The 14,427-nt window shown below is 66.4% G+C and carries 12 protein-coding genes; 5 read left to right on the top strand and 7 right to left on the bottom strand.

All coding sequences use genetic code 11. The features are described 5' to 3' along the window. Positions 1-25: 25 nt before the first annotated feature. Together D7325_RS13910 and D7325_RS13905 are read left to right on the top strand one after the other, a co-directional pair. A complete protein-coding gene (locus D7325_RS13910; RefSeq protein WP_120996575.1) occupies positions 26-1,369 on the top strand; it encodes an erythromycin esterase family protein in 1,344 nt (447 codons plus the stop codon). Positions 1,370-1,374: 5 nt separating this feature from the next. Then, on the top strand, positions 1,375-2,052 hold the full coding sequence (locus tag D7325_RS13905) for a phosphoribosyltransferase (RefSeq protein ID WP_120996573.1): 678 nt from the start codon (positions 1,375-1,377) through the stop codon (positions 2,050-2,052). On the opposite strand, the gene D7325_RS19115 is transcribed toward D7325_RS13905, so the two are convergent. The 7 genes from D7325_RS19115 to kdgD all read right to left on the bottom strand — a co-directional run bounded on the left by D7325_RS19115 (position 2,025) and on the right by kdgD (position 10,959). Next, the gene (locus D7325_RS19115; protein WP_162988045.1) at positions 2,025-2,213 is read right to left on the bottom strand and encodes a hypothetical protein; all 189 of its coding nucleotides are present in this window, start codon (positions 2,211-2,213) and stop codon (positions 2,025-2,027) included. The two genes, D7325_RS13905 and D7325_RS19115, sit on opposite strands and share 28 nt — an antisense overlap. 505 nt (positions 2,214-2,718) lie before the next feature. Then, the gene (gene tal, locus D7325_RS13900) at positions 2,719-3,645 is read right to left on the bottom strand and encodes a transaldolase (RefSeq protein WP_120996571.1); all 927 of its coding nucleotides are present in this window, start codon (positions 3,643-3,645) and stop codon (positions 2,719-2,721) included. A gap of 104 nt (positions 3,646-3,749) precedes the next feature. Then, a complete protein-coding gene (gene dusA, locus D7325_RS13895; RefSeq protein ID WP_120996569.1) occupies positions 3,750-4,748 on the bottom strand; it encodes a tRNA dihydrouridine(20/20a) synthase DusA in 999 nt (332 codons plus the stop codon). Between the two features lie 503 nt (positions 4,749-5,251). After that, complete coding sequence (locus tag D7325_RS13890) at positions 5,252-6,142, bottom strand: aldose 1-epimerase (RefSeq protein WP_120996567.1); 891 nt, start codon at positions 6,140-6,142, stop codon at positions 5,252-5,254. A gap of 399 nt (positions 6,143-6,541) precedes the next feature. Beyond that, a complete protein-coding gene (gene garD / locus D7325_RS13885) occupies positions 6,542-8,095 on the bottom strand; it encodes a galactarate dehydratase (protein ID WP_120996642.1) in 1,554 nt (517 codons plus the stop codon). A gap of 427 nt (positions 8,096-8,522) precedes the next feature. Next, entirely contained in the window at positions 8,523-9,965 is a 1,443-nt protein-coding gene (locus tag D7325_RS13880; protein ID WP_120996565.1) for an aldehyde dehydrogenase family protein, read from the bottom strand. Between the two features lie 82 nt (positions 9,966-10,047). Further along, entirely contained in the window at positions 10,048-10,959 is a 912-nt protein-coding gene (gene kdgD / locus D7325_RS13875; RefSeq protein WP_120996563.1) for a 5-dehydro-4-deoxyglucarate dehydratase, read from the bottom strand. Between the two features lie 513 nt (positions 10,960-11,472). Here kdgD and D7325_RS13870 point away from each other — a divergent pair. From D7325_RS13870 to D7325_RS13860, 3 genes are all read left to right on the top strand, one after another. Further along, positions 11,473-12,864 carry an enolase C-terminal domain-like protein gene (locus D7325_RS13870; RefSeq protein ID WP_120996561.1) on the top strand — a complete coding sequence of 464 codons (1,392 nt, stop codon included), beginning with the start codon at positions 11,473-11,475 and terminating at the stop codon, positions 12,862-12,864. A 28-nt stretch (positions 12,865-12,892) separates the two neighbouring features. Beyond that, the gene (locus D7325_RS13865) at positions 12,893-13,858 is read left to right on the top strand and encodes a Bug family tripartite tricarboxylate transporter substrate binding protein (RefSeq protein ID WP_120996559.1); all 966 of its coding nucleotides are present in this window, start codon (positions 12,893-12,895) and stop codon (positions 13,856-13,858) included. Between the two features lie 61 nt (positions 13,859-13,919). Continuing rightward, positions 13,920-14,420, top strand: coding sequence for a tripartite tricarboxylate transporter TctB family protein (locus D7325_RS13860; protein WP_120996557.1), 501 nt, complete (start codon positions 13,920-13,922; stop codon positions 14,418-14,420). Positions 14,421-14,427 lie beyond the last annotated feature (7 nt).

The following is a 14,427-nucleotide window of genomic DNA, read 5'->3' as shown; positions in this document are numbered from 1 at the left end:
TGCAAAGACGACAGGAGCCCACGCCATGAACGAGACCCTGCTACGCGCCGTGCCGGAGCTCGACGAGGCGCAGCTGGTCGCGCTGCTGCGCGAACACGGCGAGCCGCTAGGCGCCCTGGACGACACACGCTTCGCCGAGCCCTTCGATCGCTACGCCGACGCACGCGTGGTGCTGATCGGCGAAGCCAGCCACGGCACGTCCGAGTTTTATCGGGCGCGCGCCGCCATCACCCGTCGACTGGTCGAGCGGCACGGGTTCAATATCGTCGCCGCCGAAGCGGACTGGCCGGACGCCGCGCAGATCGACCGACACGTGCGCCAGCGCGCGCCTGCCACCTGGCAACACGATGCCTTCGAACGGTTCCCGACGTGGATGTGGCGCAACCGCGAGGTCGCCGAGTTCACCCGCTGGCTGCGCCAGCACAACGACGGTCTGCCGCCCGAGGCGCGGACGGAGTTTCGCGGGCTCGACGTGTACAGCCTCGGCTCATCGCTCACCGAAGTGCTGCGCTACCTCGATGGCGTCGACCCGCAGGCTGCGGCCCAGGCGCGCGAGCGTTACGGCTGCCTCACGCCCTGGCAGAGCGAACCGGCGCTCTACGGGCACAGCGTCGCCATGTTCGGCGAGCCCTCGTGCGAAGAAGCCGCGATCGAGCAACTGCGCGCCCTGCTCGACCAGCGCCTGGACTACATGAAGGAGGACGGCGAACGCTTCTTCAATGCCGAACAGAACGCTCGCGTGGTGCTGGCGGCCGAGCAGTACTACCGCACCATGTACCGCGGCTCGACCGAATCCTGGAATCTGCGCGACCGCCACATGTTCGACACCCTGCGGGCGCTGCTCGACCACCGCGGCCCCGATGCGAAGGCGGTGGTCTGGGCGCACAACTCGCATATCGGCAACGCGGCCGCGACCTCGATGGGCTGGTCCGGCGAGTTCAACATCGGCGAGCTGTGCCGCACTGCCTTCGGTCGCGATGCGGTGCTGATCGGCATGTCGACCGACCGCGGGCAGGTCGCCGCGGCGGACAACTGGGACGAGCCCATGCAGGTCAAGGACGTTCGTCCCTCGCGCCCCGACAGTTGGGAGCAACTCTTCCTCAAGGCCGGCCATGCCCGTTCGCTGACCGACTGGCGCGGCGACAACCGCCAGGCGCTACGTGCGGCGCTGGCGCGGCCCCGTCTGGAACGTGCGATCGGCGTGATCTATCGGCCGCACACCGAGCGGCAGAGCCATTACTTCCGCGCGATTCTCGCCGAGCAGTTCGATGCCATGCTCTGGTTCGAGGACACCACACCGGTGACGCCCATCGGCCCGCGCCAACCGGCCGAGACGGCAGTGCCGGACACCTACCCCTTCGGTGAGTGACGACGATGGACGAGGCCGTGTCGTTCCGCGACCGCACCGATGCCGGCGAGCAGCTGGCCGACGCCCTCGCCCCGCTCGCCCTCGAGTCGCCGATTCTCCTGGCGCTGCCCCGCGGCGGCGTGCCGGTCGCCGCCCCTATCGCCCGCCGTCTGGGTGCGCCGCTCGATGTCTTGCTCGTGCGCAAGATCGGCATGCCGGGCAACCCGGAGGTCGCCTTGGGGGCGGTGGTGGACGGCCAGCCGCCGCAATGGGTGGTCAATGAGTGGCTGATGGCGCATGCGAGGCTGCCGGAGGACTGGTTCGACGCGGAAATGCGTCGCCAGCTCGACGAGCTCAAGCGTCGGCGGCAGCGCTATTGCGGCGACCGCCCGGCGCCGTCATTGGCCGGCCGCGACGTCATCGTCGTGGACGACGGCATCGCCACCGGTGCGACCGTTCGGGCCGGCCTGAAAGCGCTGGCGGCCACGGGTCTGCGGAAATTGCTACTCTCCGTGCCCGTTGGCCCGGCGGAAGTGATCGACGAGCTGAGCCGCGCGGTGGATGAGCTGGTGTGCCTGGCGCGTCCCGAACGCTTCGTCGGCGTCGGGCTGCATTACCGGGATTTCTCGCAGACGGACGACGAGGAAGTCATCCGCCTGCTCGGCCAATACGGCGCTCAGGCCACCGGCGCCGGTGGCGGCTGATCCGGCACGGTCGGCTCGCCCGGCTCGGTAGGCTGGGTCGGCACGCCCGGCTCCTCCGGGTCGCCCGGCACGCCGCCGGCATTGAGAAAATGGCGCAGCATCTGCTCTTCCGAGCCAGCCCTGAGCTGCCAGTCCAGGTCTGCACGAGGGGTTCGCGTCATGGTTGCAGCCTCCAATCGAAAAACGGTCCTGAAGGTAGAGGCCATTGGCCGTGAGGAATTCCCTTCGGATCGTCGGATGACAGTGCGCTCCGGCTGGCACAACGCGAACCGTTCTCCTGAAGCCATTGCCGACGACGACCTCAACCTCCGACAGCGCCACCCTGTAGGAGCCCGCTTGCGGGCGATCCGGCGAGCATCGCCGGCAAATCAGCTCCGAACCCGAACCCCCAAATCGACGCGCCAGATGAATCTGCGCGCCCGATAGCGACCAATCGGGGCGGGCGCCAAATCGTTCTCTCAAAGCCATCGCGAACCTCCGACAGCGCCACCCTGTAGGAGCCCGCTTGCGGGCGATCCGGCGAGCATCGCCGGCAAATCAGCTCCGAACCCGAACCCCAAATCGACGCGCCAGAGCGCGCCCGATAGCGACCAATCGGGGCGGGGGCCACATCGTTCGCCGAAGCCATCGCGAACCTCCGACAGGGTGAGCGGCCGGAGGTTTGCTTCAGCCTTTCGCCTGGATCAGCGCCTCGAGCTTTTCCTGGTCGCGCGCGAACTGGCGGATGCCTTCGGCGAGCTTTTCGGTGGCCATCGCGTCTTCGTTGTGCGCCCAGCGGAACGCCGGCTCATCGAGCGTGACCCGCGCCTCGGCACCACGACCGGGCGCGAGCTGGCGTTCGAGGGTGCCCTGGGCATCGGCCAGCTGGCCGAGCAGCTCGGGGCTGATGGTCAGGCGATCACAGCCGGCCAGCGCTTCAATCTGGCCGACGTTGCGAAAGCTCGCCCCCATCACCACGGTCTCGTAGCCGTGCGCCTTGTAGTAGTCGTAGATGCGGCTGACCGAGCGCACGCCGGGGTCTTCGGTACCGGTGTAGTCGCGGCCTTCGCTCTTCTTGTACCAGTCGTAGATGCGACCGACGAAGGGCGAGATCAGGAAGACGCCGGCGTCGGCGCAGGCCACCGCCTGGGCGAAGGAGAACAGCAGCGTCAGGTTGGTCTGGATGCCGTTCTTTTCCAGCTGCTCGGCGGCGCGTATGCCTTCCCAGGTCGAGGCGATCTTGATCAGCACGCGATCGCGGGATACGCCGGCCTGCTCGTAAAGGCCGATCAGGCGCTCGGCGCGCTCGAGTGTGGCGTGGGTGTCGAACGACAGGCGTGCGTCTACCTCGGTCGAGATGCGGCCCGGAATGAGCTTGAGCACTTCCTGGCCGACGGCGGTAGCGAACAAGTCGCAGGTCAGGCCCAGATCGCCGCGACCGGTGGCGATGGCCTCGCCCAAGCGGCGCTCGTAGCGCGGCAGGGCGGCGGCCTTGAGCAGCAGCGAAGGGTTGGTGGTGGCGTCCACCGGCTTGAGTCGCTCGATCGCATCCAGATCGCCGGTATCGGCCACGACGGTGGTGAATTGCTTGAGTTGTTCCAGCTTGGAAGTCATGTGGCGCCCTGTCCTCTGAGTTGACGTGGCCCTGCTCGCAAGGGGCCGAGCGGGCCGCAGTGAGTTGGAGTCGTAACCGACTCTGCGCGTTTCATGGTCGACCTTCAACGCCCCCCGAGCAGATCGATGGCCTGCTCGAACAGCGCCAGCGGGGTCGGCGTCTTGTGGATGTCGACCGACAACAGCTGGCGAAACCGGCGCGCACCCGGGAAGCCTTGGGCCAGCCCAAGCACATGGCGGGTGACGTGATGCAGCGAGCCGCCTTCCTGCAGGTGACGCTCGATGTACGGGCGCATGTCCAGCAGGGCCTGGGTCCGGCTGATCACCGGGCGCTCGCTGCCGAACAGGCGCTGGTCGACCTGCGCCAGCAGGTACGGGTTGTGATAGGCCTCGCGGCCGAGCATGACGCCGTCGAAGGTCGCCAGGTGCGCCTCGCAATCGTCGAGCGTTCGGATGCCGCCGTTGAGGATGATCTCCAGATCGGGGAAGTCCCGTTTCAGCGCGGCGGCCACTTCGTAGCGCAGCGGCGGGACCTCGCGGTTCTCCTTGGGCGACAACCCTTCCAGGATGGCGATGCGCGCGTGCACGGTGAAACTGCGGCAACCCGCCTCGGCGATCTGGCCGACGAAGTCGCACAGCTCGGCGTAGCTGTCGCGTCCGTTGATGCCGATCCGGTGCTTGACCGTGACGTCGATGCTCACCGCATCGCGCATGGCCTTGACGCAATCGGCGACCAGCGCCGGGTGCGCCATCAGGCAGGCGCCGATCAGGTTATTCTGTACCCGGTCGCTCGGGCAGCCGACGTTCAGGTTGATTTCGTCGTAGCCGGCCTGCTCGGCCAGCCGTGCACATGCGGCGAGCTCGGCCGGTACGCTGCCGCCCAGTTGCAAGGCGAGCGGATGCTCGGCCGGGTCATGGCGCAGGAAGCGTGCGGAGTCGCCATGCAGCAGCGCGCCGGTGGTGACCATCTCGGTGTACAGCAGTGCCCGTTCGGAGAATCGCCGCAGGAAGAACCGGCAATGGCGATCCGTCCAGTCCATCATCGGGGCAACGGAAAATCGCCGGGACAGCGGCGCGGGCGTATGGGATTCGGTGTGGTTCATCGACGGTCGGTTCGTATCGCAGGGCGTCGCAGCGGGCGCGCAGTCTAGCAAAAGGTGGTCAGGCGGGCCTCGGCAAGCCTGACAGGCCATCGCGCCGCCGTCCAAGCCCTCATCGCCGTCTACCGGTACTTTTTCAACCGGCTACCGCCAGGTGGGCTGGCCTGTTGGGCATTCACCGGTTGCGCCGATTGGGGGGAGCCAGCTCCGGGTGCGCTTGGGGAGCTGGGTTGCCGGCGATGCTCGCCGGATCGCCCGCAAGCGGGCTCCTACAGGGGGCGCTGATTAAGGGTCGCAGGTGTTCTCGGCTGCCCCAACTCCGATTAGTCGCGCATCCAACCGGCGGCGCTGATTGGGAGCCAGCTCCGGGTGCGCGTTGGGAGCTGGGGTTGCCGGCGATGTTCGCCGGATCGCCCGCAAGCGGGCTCCTACAGGGGGGCGCTGGCTAAGGCTCGTAGGCGTTCTCGGCAATGGCTTCGCAGGAACGAGCACGCCCCGATTGGTCGCTACCCGGCGCGTACGTCCATCCGGCAGGTTGCCGTGATGGATTCGCCCGGTCGCAACGTCAGCATGCCGTGAGCGGCTGGATGGGGCAGATTGAGCGCGTTGTTGGCATGAGAAACCGGCTCCAGCGCGAGAATGCCCCGCTCGGCCGGCGGGGTGAAGACCACCAGGTGACGCAACGGCGCCTCGCTGGACAGGCGCAGGTCGAGGTTGCGACTGGGCCAGCGCAGCCGGGCCTGTCCGCCCCAACCGGCGAAGCAGTTATCCAGCCCCGGCTCGCCCACCGGACGCAGCGTCGAGAACTCCCATTCCGCCGGCACCTTCACCTGCTGACTGGGCAGTTGCTGGTCGTCCGCCAGCCATACCGAACTGGCGTCGAACGCCATCTCCACCGCGTCATGCCGCAGGAAATACGGATGCCAACCCAGCCCGGCCGGCATCGGGACTTGCCCTGTGTTGGTCAGGACGAGGCGAAGCCCGAGCCCGTCGGCGTCGAGGCGCAGGCGATGGGTGAGCTGGAAGTCGAATGGCCAGTCCTGTGCATTCGCCCCTTGGGCGCGATGCTGCACCTCCAGCGTGAGGCTGGTGCCGTCCATGGCCGTCGGCGCCCAAGCCCGCTTCCAGGCGACGCCGTGCAACGGCAGCTCGAATTCGGGTGCGTTGCGGCGCAGGCGATGGGTCTGCCCCTCGAAGGTGAACTGGCTGTTGCCGATCCGGTTCGAGTATGGCGCCAGCACGAAGCAACCGGTCAGCCGAACGTTGTCGCTGCCATCCCAGGGGCGCAGCAGGTCGAGGTCGCCATGGCGAAACCGCGTGATCGCACCGCCCAACCCCGGCGCGACGGAAAGCGCCAGATCGCCCCGACGCAGGTGCAGTTCTTTGTACGAAGCCATTGGTATTTCCTCGTAGCGCTTACCCGTATCAATCGACTGCCTGCTTCAAGCGACGTTCAGGACGCACGGCTTAGCGACAGGCTGATGCCATCGCACCACGGCATTGCCGGCAAGACGCTGCACGTCTATCTGTCCTGCCTCAACGGACCGGCGCACCATGCCAAGCCCTGAACAGGCCCCAAGCGGTCGACCGCACGAACGGGCACGCCCGTTCGCCGGTCGGCACCCGGCAGGTCGGTACGCTTGTGGCGTGCCGTCCGCCGGGCTGCGCGGGTTCGGAGAGGTAACCGCACCCCGGCTTCTGGCCAGGATGCGCATACGGTGCGCGCCGAGGGCGAACGCCGTATCCGTTGCAGGCGCAGCGCTGTTGCTACGCCTGGCGACGCGGGGCCGCATCGATCAGGTGATGGGCGCCGGGTTGAACAGCACCAGGTCGTTGTGCAGCTTGTGCTGCTCGGCCCAGGTCTTCTTCCGACCGCTGGCGACGTCCAGGTAGTAGTGGAACAGCTCCCAGCCGAGCTCTTCGATGGTCGAGCGGCCGCTGGCGATGCGCCCGGCGTCGATATCGATCAGGTCCGGCCAGCGCTGCGCGAGTTCGGTGCGGGTCGCGACCTTGACCACCGGCGCCATCGCCAGGCCATAGGGCGTGCCGCGGCCGGTGGTGAAGACATGCAGGTTCATGCCGGCGGCCAGTTGCAGCGTGCCGCAGACGAAGTCGCTGGCCGGCGTGGCGCAGAAGATCAGGCCCTTGCGATCGACCCGCTCACCCGGACCGACCACACCGTTGATGGCGCCGCTGCCGGATTTGACGATCGAGCCCAGCGACTTCTCGACGATGTTCGACAGGCCGCCCTTCTTGTTGCCGGGCGTGGTGTTGGCACTGCGATCGGCGGCACCGCGCTCCAGGTATTGGTCGTACCAGTCCATCTCGGCGATCAGCGCCTCGGCGACGTCAGGCGTCTCGGCCCGCGCGGTGAGCATGTACACCGCATCACGCACTTCAGTGTTCTCGGAGAACATCACGGTGGCCCCGGCGCGCACCAGCAGGTCGGCCGCGTAACCGAGCGCCGGATTGGCGGTGATGCCGGAGAAGGCATCGCTGCCGCCGCATTGCATGCCGAGCACCAGCTCGGCGGCCGGCACGGTTTCGCGGCGGCGCCCGTCGAGCTTCTTCAGGCGCGTTTCGGCCAGCGCCATGATCTGCTCGATCATCTCGCCGAAGCCGGTGTTCGATTCCTGCAGGCGATACAGCCAGGGGTCGCGCAGGTCGACCGACGGGTCGCCCTCGTGCATCACTTGCTCGGCCTGCAATTTTTCGCAGCCGAGGCTGATGACCAGCGCCTCACCGCCCAGGTTCGGGTTGCGCGCCAGGTTGCGCACGGTGCGGATCGGGATATAGGCGTCACGGGCGTTGATCGCCACGCCGCAGCCATAGCTGTGGGTCAGCGCCACGACGTCGTCGACGTTCGGGTACTTGGGCAGCAGCTCCTTGCGGATGCGCGCCACGGCATGCTCGAGCACGCCGGTGACGCACTGCACGGTGGTGCTGATGCCGAGGATGTTGCGCGTGCCGACGGTACCGTCAGCGTTGCGGTAGCCCTCGAACGTGAAGCCCTCGAGCGGCTCGAGCTTTTCCGGCACGGCGGTGGCGCGCGGCAGGCTTTCGAGCGGCGGCGCGCTCGGCATCTTCAGTTGGGTTTCCTTGACCCAACTGCCACGGCGCAGCGGCTCCAGGGCATAGCCGATGATCTGCCCGTAGCGGCGCACCGGCTCGCCCGCGGGGATGTCGACCAGCGCGACCTTGTGGCTCTGCGGCACGGCTTCGACCGTCACGAGCCCGTCTGCGAACTGCGCACCGGTCGGTACGCCGCCGTCATTGACGACCACGGCCACGTTGTCGGCCTCGTTCAGGCGGATGCAACGCGGGGAATCCTGGTGATGAATCAACTGCACGGTTTCACTCATTTCGCTCTCCGGTTGGCCCGGCATGTTGTTGTTTGCACCGGCGGGGCTAGAGCCCGCACGGCTTACGGATACTCAGGCGGGAGCCTGTTCGCGAGCCCTTGCCGCCCATTCGCGACCAAGATCGCTCCTACAAAAAAGCATTGGGACCACGCTTGCCCAGCGCTCGGCGCCAGCCCATGCAATCGCCCCGACCTGTCACCGACCCACCCTGTAGGAGCGAGCTTGCTCGCGATCGCTTCAACCCATTCGCGACCAAGGTCGCTCCTACAAAAAGCACTGTGACCGCGTTTACCCATGCAATCGACCCGACCCGTCACCGCCCCACCCTGTAGGAGCGAGCTTGCTCGCGATCGCTTCAACCCATTCACGACCAAGTCGCGCCACAAAAAGCCTTGCGACCGGTTTGCCCATCGACTCAACCGATGTAGGTGGTCTTCACCGTCGTGTAGAACTCCTGCGCGTAGCGACCCTGCTCGCGCGGCCCGTAGGACGAGCCTTTGCGCCCGCCGAACGGTACGTGGTAATCGACCCCCGCGGTCGGCAGGTTGACCATCACCATGCCGGCCTGCGCATGTCGCTTGAAGTGGTTGGCGTATTTCAGCGAGGTGGTGCAGATACCGGCGGAAAGGCCGAATTCCGTGTCGTTGGCCATCGCCAGGGCCGCTTCGTAATCCCGTACCCGGACGACGTTGGCGACCGGTCCGAAGATTTCCTCGCGGCTGATGCGCATGTCCGCGGTGCTGTCGACGAACAGCGTCGGTGCCAGGTAATAGCCTTCGGTCGCACCGCTGGCGCGCTCGCCCCCGCAGGCCAGGCGTGCGCCCTCCTGCTTGCCGAGCGCGATGTAGCGCAGGTCCTGTTCCAGCTGCGCGGCGGACACCACCGGACCGACGTCGACCCCAGGCGCCAGCGCCGAGCCGACCTTGATCCTGCCGACGCGCGCCGTCATCGCCGCGACGAAGCGGTCGTAGATGCCGTCGGTGACGATGATGCGGCTGGACGCCGTGCAGCGCTGGCCGGTGGAGTAGAAGGCACTCTGCGTGCAGAGCTCGACGGCGACGTCCAGATCGGCATCGTCCAGCACGATCTGCGGGTTCTTGCCGCCCATTTCGAGCTGGACCTTGGTGCCGCGCGCGACACAGGCCTGGGCGATGCCACGCCCCACGCCGACCGAGCCGGTGAAGCTGACCGCATCGACCTGGCGTGAGCCGACGATGGCCTCGCCCACTTCCTTTCCGTGGCCCATGACGAGGTTGAACACACCGGCCGGGAAACCCGCCCGGGAAATGATTTCGGCGATGGCCCAGACGCAGCCCGGCACCAGCTCGGCCGGCTTGATGACCACGCAATTGCCGTAGGCCAGCGCCGGGGCGATCTTCCAGGCCGGGATGGCGATCGGGAAGTTCCACGGGGTGATCAGGCCGACCACGCCCAGCGGCTCGCGGGTGATCTCGACGCTCACGCCGGGGCGCACCGAGGGCAGCGTTTCGCCGGCCTGGCGCAGGCACTCGCCGGCGAAGAACTTGAAGATGTTGCCAGCGCGAACGACTTCGGCGATGGCTTCGGGCAGGGTCTTGCCCTCCTCCCGCGCCAGCAGTGTGCCGAGCTCGTCGCGACGGGCGAGGATTTCCAGCCCGACCTGTTCGAGCGCGTCGGCGCGCGCCTGGATGCCGAAGGTCGACCACGCGGGAAAGGCCCGGCGCGCCGCGTCGATCGCCGCCTGAACCTGGCCGGCGTCGGCCTGTGCGTAGTCGCCGATGACATCCGACAGGTCGGATGGGTTGATGTTCGGTTCGTAGCGGTTCGAGGCGACCCACTGGCCGTCGATGAAGTTGTCGTAACGCGTTACGTCAGCCATGCGAAAAGTCCTCGGGAATACCGCCGGTCGCTACACCACGGCGGATGGCGCGCCGACGCAACCGTCGGCGCGCATGGGTCGCTTACTGCGCGCCCTGCTTGGCGATCAGCGCGGCCAGGCGTTCGTACTCGTCGGGGCGCAGCTCGGTGAGCGGCGCACGCACCGGGCCTGCGTCGTAGCCGGCGATCTTCGCGCCCGCCTTGACGATGCTGACGGCGTAGCCCTTGCAGCGATTGCGGATGTCCAGGTACGGCAGGAAGAAATCGTCGATCAGCTTGCCGACGGTCTCGTGATCGTCGCGGGCGACGGCGTGGTAGAAGTCCATCGCCGTCTTGGGGATGAAGTTGAACACCGCCGACGAGTACACCGGCACGCCCAGCGCCTTGTAGGCCGCGGCATAGACTTCCGCGGTCGGCAGGCCGCCGAGGTAGCTCAGACGATCGCCCAGTCGGCGACGGATCGACACCATCAGCTCGATGTCGCCCAGTCCGTCCTTGTAGCCGATCAGGTTCGGGCAGCGCTCGGCCAGTTGTTCGAGGTGAGTGGCGGTCAGGCGGCAGACGTTGCGGTTGTAGACCACGACGCCGATCTTGACCGACTTGCACACCTGCTCGACATGCGCCGCGACGCCATCCTGGCTCGCTTCGGTGAGGTAGTGCGGCAGCAGCAGCAGGCCCTTGGCGCCCAGGCGCTCGGCTTCCTGCGCGTACTGGATGGCCTGACGGGTCGGGCCGCCCACGCCTGCCAGGATCGGCACGCTGTTGGCGCAGGTGTCGACCGCAGTCTTGATGATCTGCGGGTACTCATCCGGGGCAAGCGAGAAGAACTCGCCCGTGCCGCCGGCGGCGAACAGCGCCGAGGCGCCATAGGGAGCGAGCCACTCGAGGCGCTGGACGTAGCCATCGCGATTGAAATCGCCGTTCTGGTCGAAGTCGGTCAGCGGGAACGACAGCAGACCAGACGAGAGGATGGCCTTCAGTTCTTGTGGGTTCATTATTCGAACATCCTGTTTAACGAGGGTGATGAGGGAGCGAGGCTTCAGCCTGTGAGATACGTTATCGTACAACTACCATAACGCCAACTCTTTTTTCTGCCCCTCGACGGTCCTGCACACCAGGCATTGAAAGCCTGCTGAAAGCTTCGTTCGGTTCGGTATGACAGGTTTCATGCACAGCGATGGCCCCCTGAAAATACGGCGGCTTTTTTGTTTGACAGCCCGGAAGTACGGCTGCTAAAAAATCCCTCAACTCGTATGACAACTTACGACAACGATCCAACAATAAGAAAGCGAGTCCACGGCCATGCCTCGACACCGCCCCGCTCAAACGCATGATTCCGACGCGCCTCTTGCCGGCGCGCTTCAAGCACCCTCGCCGTCTTCACCTTTCGCTTCCAATGCCCGCGCACCACGGCGCGCAAGCCCTCGCAGGCTGGCGATCGCTTCTCGCGCCGCGCGGGCAACCGAGCCGTCCCTCCTCAACAATCACAACACCGGAGTTAACTGGTAATGGCTGAACCGATGACAGCGACCCCTACCGTACGGGAGATGCAGGTCATACCTGTTGCAGGTTATGACAGCATGCTGCTCAACCTGTGTGGCGCGCATGCTCCCTACTTCACCCGCAATCTCGTGCTGCTCACCGACAGCGCCGGCCGCACCGGCATGGGTGAAGTACCGGGCGGCGAAGGCATCCGGCAGGCGCTGGAGCGCACCAAGGGACTAGTGATCGGACAACCGATCGGTTTGTACAACCGCACCCTGAACAGCCTGCGTTCGGCCATCGCCGGTAACGTCAGCGGTCCGCAGACGACCAGCCATCAGGTGACCTCCGACGCCGAAGCGGAGGTACTCAAGCAGCCGCACGAGATCAACCTGCGGCTGGACAATGTGATCACAGCGGTGGAAGCCGCCCTGATCGACCTGCTGGGCCAGCATCTCCAGGTGCCGGTCGCCGAGTTGCTCGGCGCGGGCCAGCAGCGCGATCGCGTGCCGATGCTCGCCTACCTCTTCTACATTGGCGACCGCACCCGCACCGACCTGCCCTACCTCGCCAGCACCGGTGACGACTGGTATCACCTGCGCCATCAGGAAGCGGTCACGCCCGAAGCCATCGTCCGCCTCGCCGAAGCGGCCGCCGCGCGTTATGGCTTCAACGACTTCAAGCTCAAGGGCGGCGTGATGCGCGGCAGCGAGGAGATGCAGGCGATCGCCGGCATCAAGGCACGCTTCCCGGATGCGCGCGTCACGCTCGACCCCAACGGGGCCTGGTCGCTCGACGAAGCCATCGCCCTCTGCAAGGGACAGGGCCACATCCTGTCCTACGCCGAAGATCCCTGCGGCCCCGAGAACGGCTATTCCGGTCGCGAGATCATGGCCGAGTTCAAGCGCGCCACGGGCATCCCGACCGCGACCAACATGGTCGCCACCGACTGGCGCCAGATGGGCCACTCGGTGCGCCTCGACGCGGTCGACATCCCGCTCGCCGACCCGCATTTCTGGACCATGCAGGGCTCGGTGCGGCTGGCGCAGCTGTGCGAGCACTTCGGCCTGACCTGGGGCTCGCACTCCAACAACCACTTCGACGTATCGCTGGCGATGTTCACCCACGCCGCCGCCGCGGCGCCCGGGCGCATCACGGCCATCGATACCCACTGGATCTGGCAGGAAGGCCAGGAGCGACTGACCCGCGAACCACTGCAAATCGTCGGTGGCGAAGTCGCCGTTCCCCAGAAGCCGGGCCTGGGCATCGAACCGGACATGGACCGGATCATGGCCGCGCACGAGCTCTACAAGAAGGTCGCCACCGGCGCGCGCGACGACGCGATGGCCATGCAGTACCTGGTTCCCGGTTGGAAGTACGACCCCAAGCAGCCCAGCCTTGGGCGCACCTCGCGCTAAAGCGAACCCCGTCAAAGAGGACACAATAATGAAAAAAACCCTTCGCACCGCCATCGCCTCGGCCTGCATCGCGCTGACCGCCGGCATCGCCCACGCCGCCGAAACCGAGTGGCCCAGCCGCACCGTCCAGGTGATAGTGCCCGCCGGTGCCGGCGGTGACACCGATTTCAACGCCCGCACCATGGCCAAGTACTTCTCCGACATCACTGGAGAGAACATGGTGATCACCAACATGAATGGCGGCGGCGGCACCGTTGCCCTCGCCCAGGTGAAGAATGCCGAGCCCGACGGCACCACCATACTGTTCGGCCACACCGGACACCTGCTGGTGAACGAAGTCTCCGGCCTGATCGACTACAGCTACGATGCGCTGGACATCTGCTGCATCGCGGCCGTCGACAAGGGTGCGGTCTTCGTCACCAGCAAGGCATCGGGCATCGAAACGCTCGACGAGCTGATCAAGAAGGCCAAGGAAAGCCCCGACGACGTGATCTATGGCACCGAGCTGGGCGGGTTCTCCCACCTGCAAGGGCTGATCTTCGAAGACATGGCCGACGTGGACCTCAAGATCGTCGACGCCGGCAGCGCGGCCGAGAAGATCACCGCGCTGCTCGGCGGGCGGATCGACGTCGCCGCCATCACCTACGGCGCGGTGCAGGACTACGTCGAGACGGGCGACATGCACATCCTTGCCCAGCCGAACGAGGAGCGGAACCCGCTGCTTGGCGACATCAAGACCTTCAAGGAACAGGGCCTCGACTTCGTCATGGACAAGCCCTACATCATCGCCTTCCCCAAGGGCACCGATCCGGCGATCGTGCAGAAGATGTCCGACATCATGAAGCAGATCACCGAGACCCCGGCCTACGCCAAGGAGCTGGAAAAGGGCTTCAAGCAGCCGGTCACCTTCTACGGACATGACGTCGCACCGGGCCTGCTGAAGGAAACCCGCACCGACTACATGCAGTACCGCGACCTGCTGCGCCAGCAGTAAGCCCCGCCACCGGCGGCCTCGGGTCGCCGGCTTCCCCCGCTTCACCCACCGGGAGCCCGCCATGAAGACCATCCGCATGAAGGAGCTGGCGATCGGCATCGCCATGCTCGCCATCGGTCTGATCTACCTCGCGATGACCATGCAACTACCCGACAAGGGCCTGATCGATTCGGCCTTCGTCCCGTACATCCTCGCCGGCACGATCTGCCTGCTCGGCGTCCTGCAACTGCTTGCCAGCCGGCAACCCGACGTCGGCCCGCTGACCACCGAGGAAAAGATCGAAGCCGAAGCCGAGAAGGCCGCCGGTGCCAGCGACTACGGCACCGTCGCCAAGACGCTCGGCCTGATCGTGATCTATGCCGGCCTGCTCAACCTCGTCGGCTTTCCGATCATGACTGCGCTGTACCTCTACGTGCAGTTCCTTGTGCTGACCCCAACCGGACACAAGACCAACCACCTGGCGTACGTGGCTATCGCGATCATCAGCTCGGCCACCATCTACGTAGCCTTCCGCTACGGCTTCGACCTGATGCTGCCCTCCGGGCCGTTGTTCAACTTCTGAGGACCGG

This window comes from Stutzerimonas urumqiensis (assembly GCF_003640395.1).
GTDB classification, from domain to species: Bacteria; Pseudomonadota; Gammaproteobacteria; order Pseudomonadales; family Pseudomonadaceae; genus Stutzerimonas; species Stutzerimonas urumqiensis.
The sequence above is the reverse complement of the archived record's forward strand: the minus strand, read 5'-3'. Positions and strand labels throughout refer to the sequence as shown.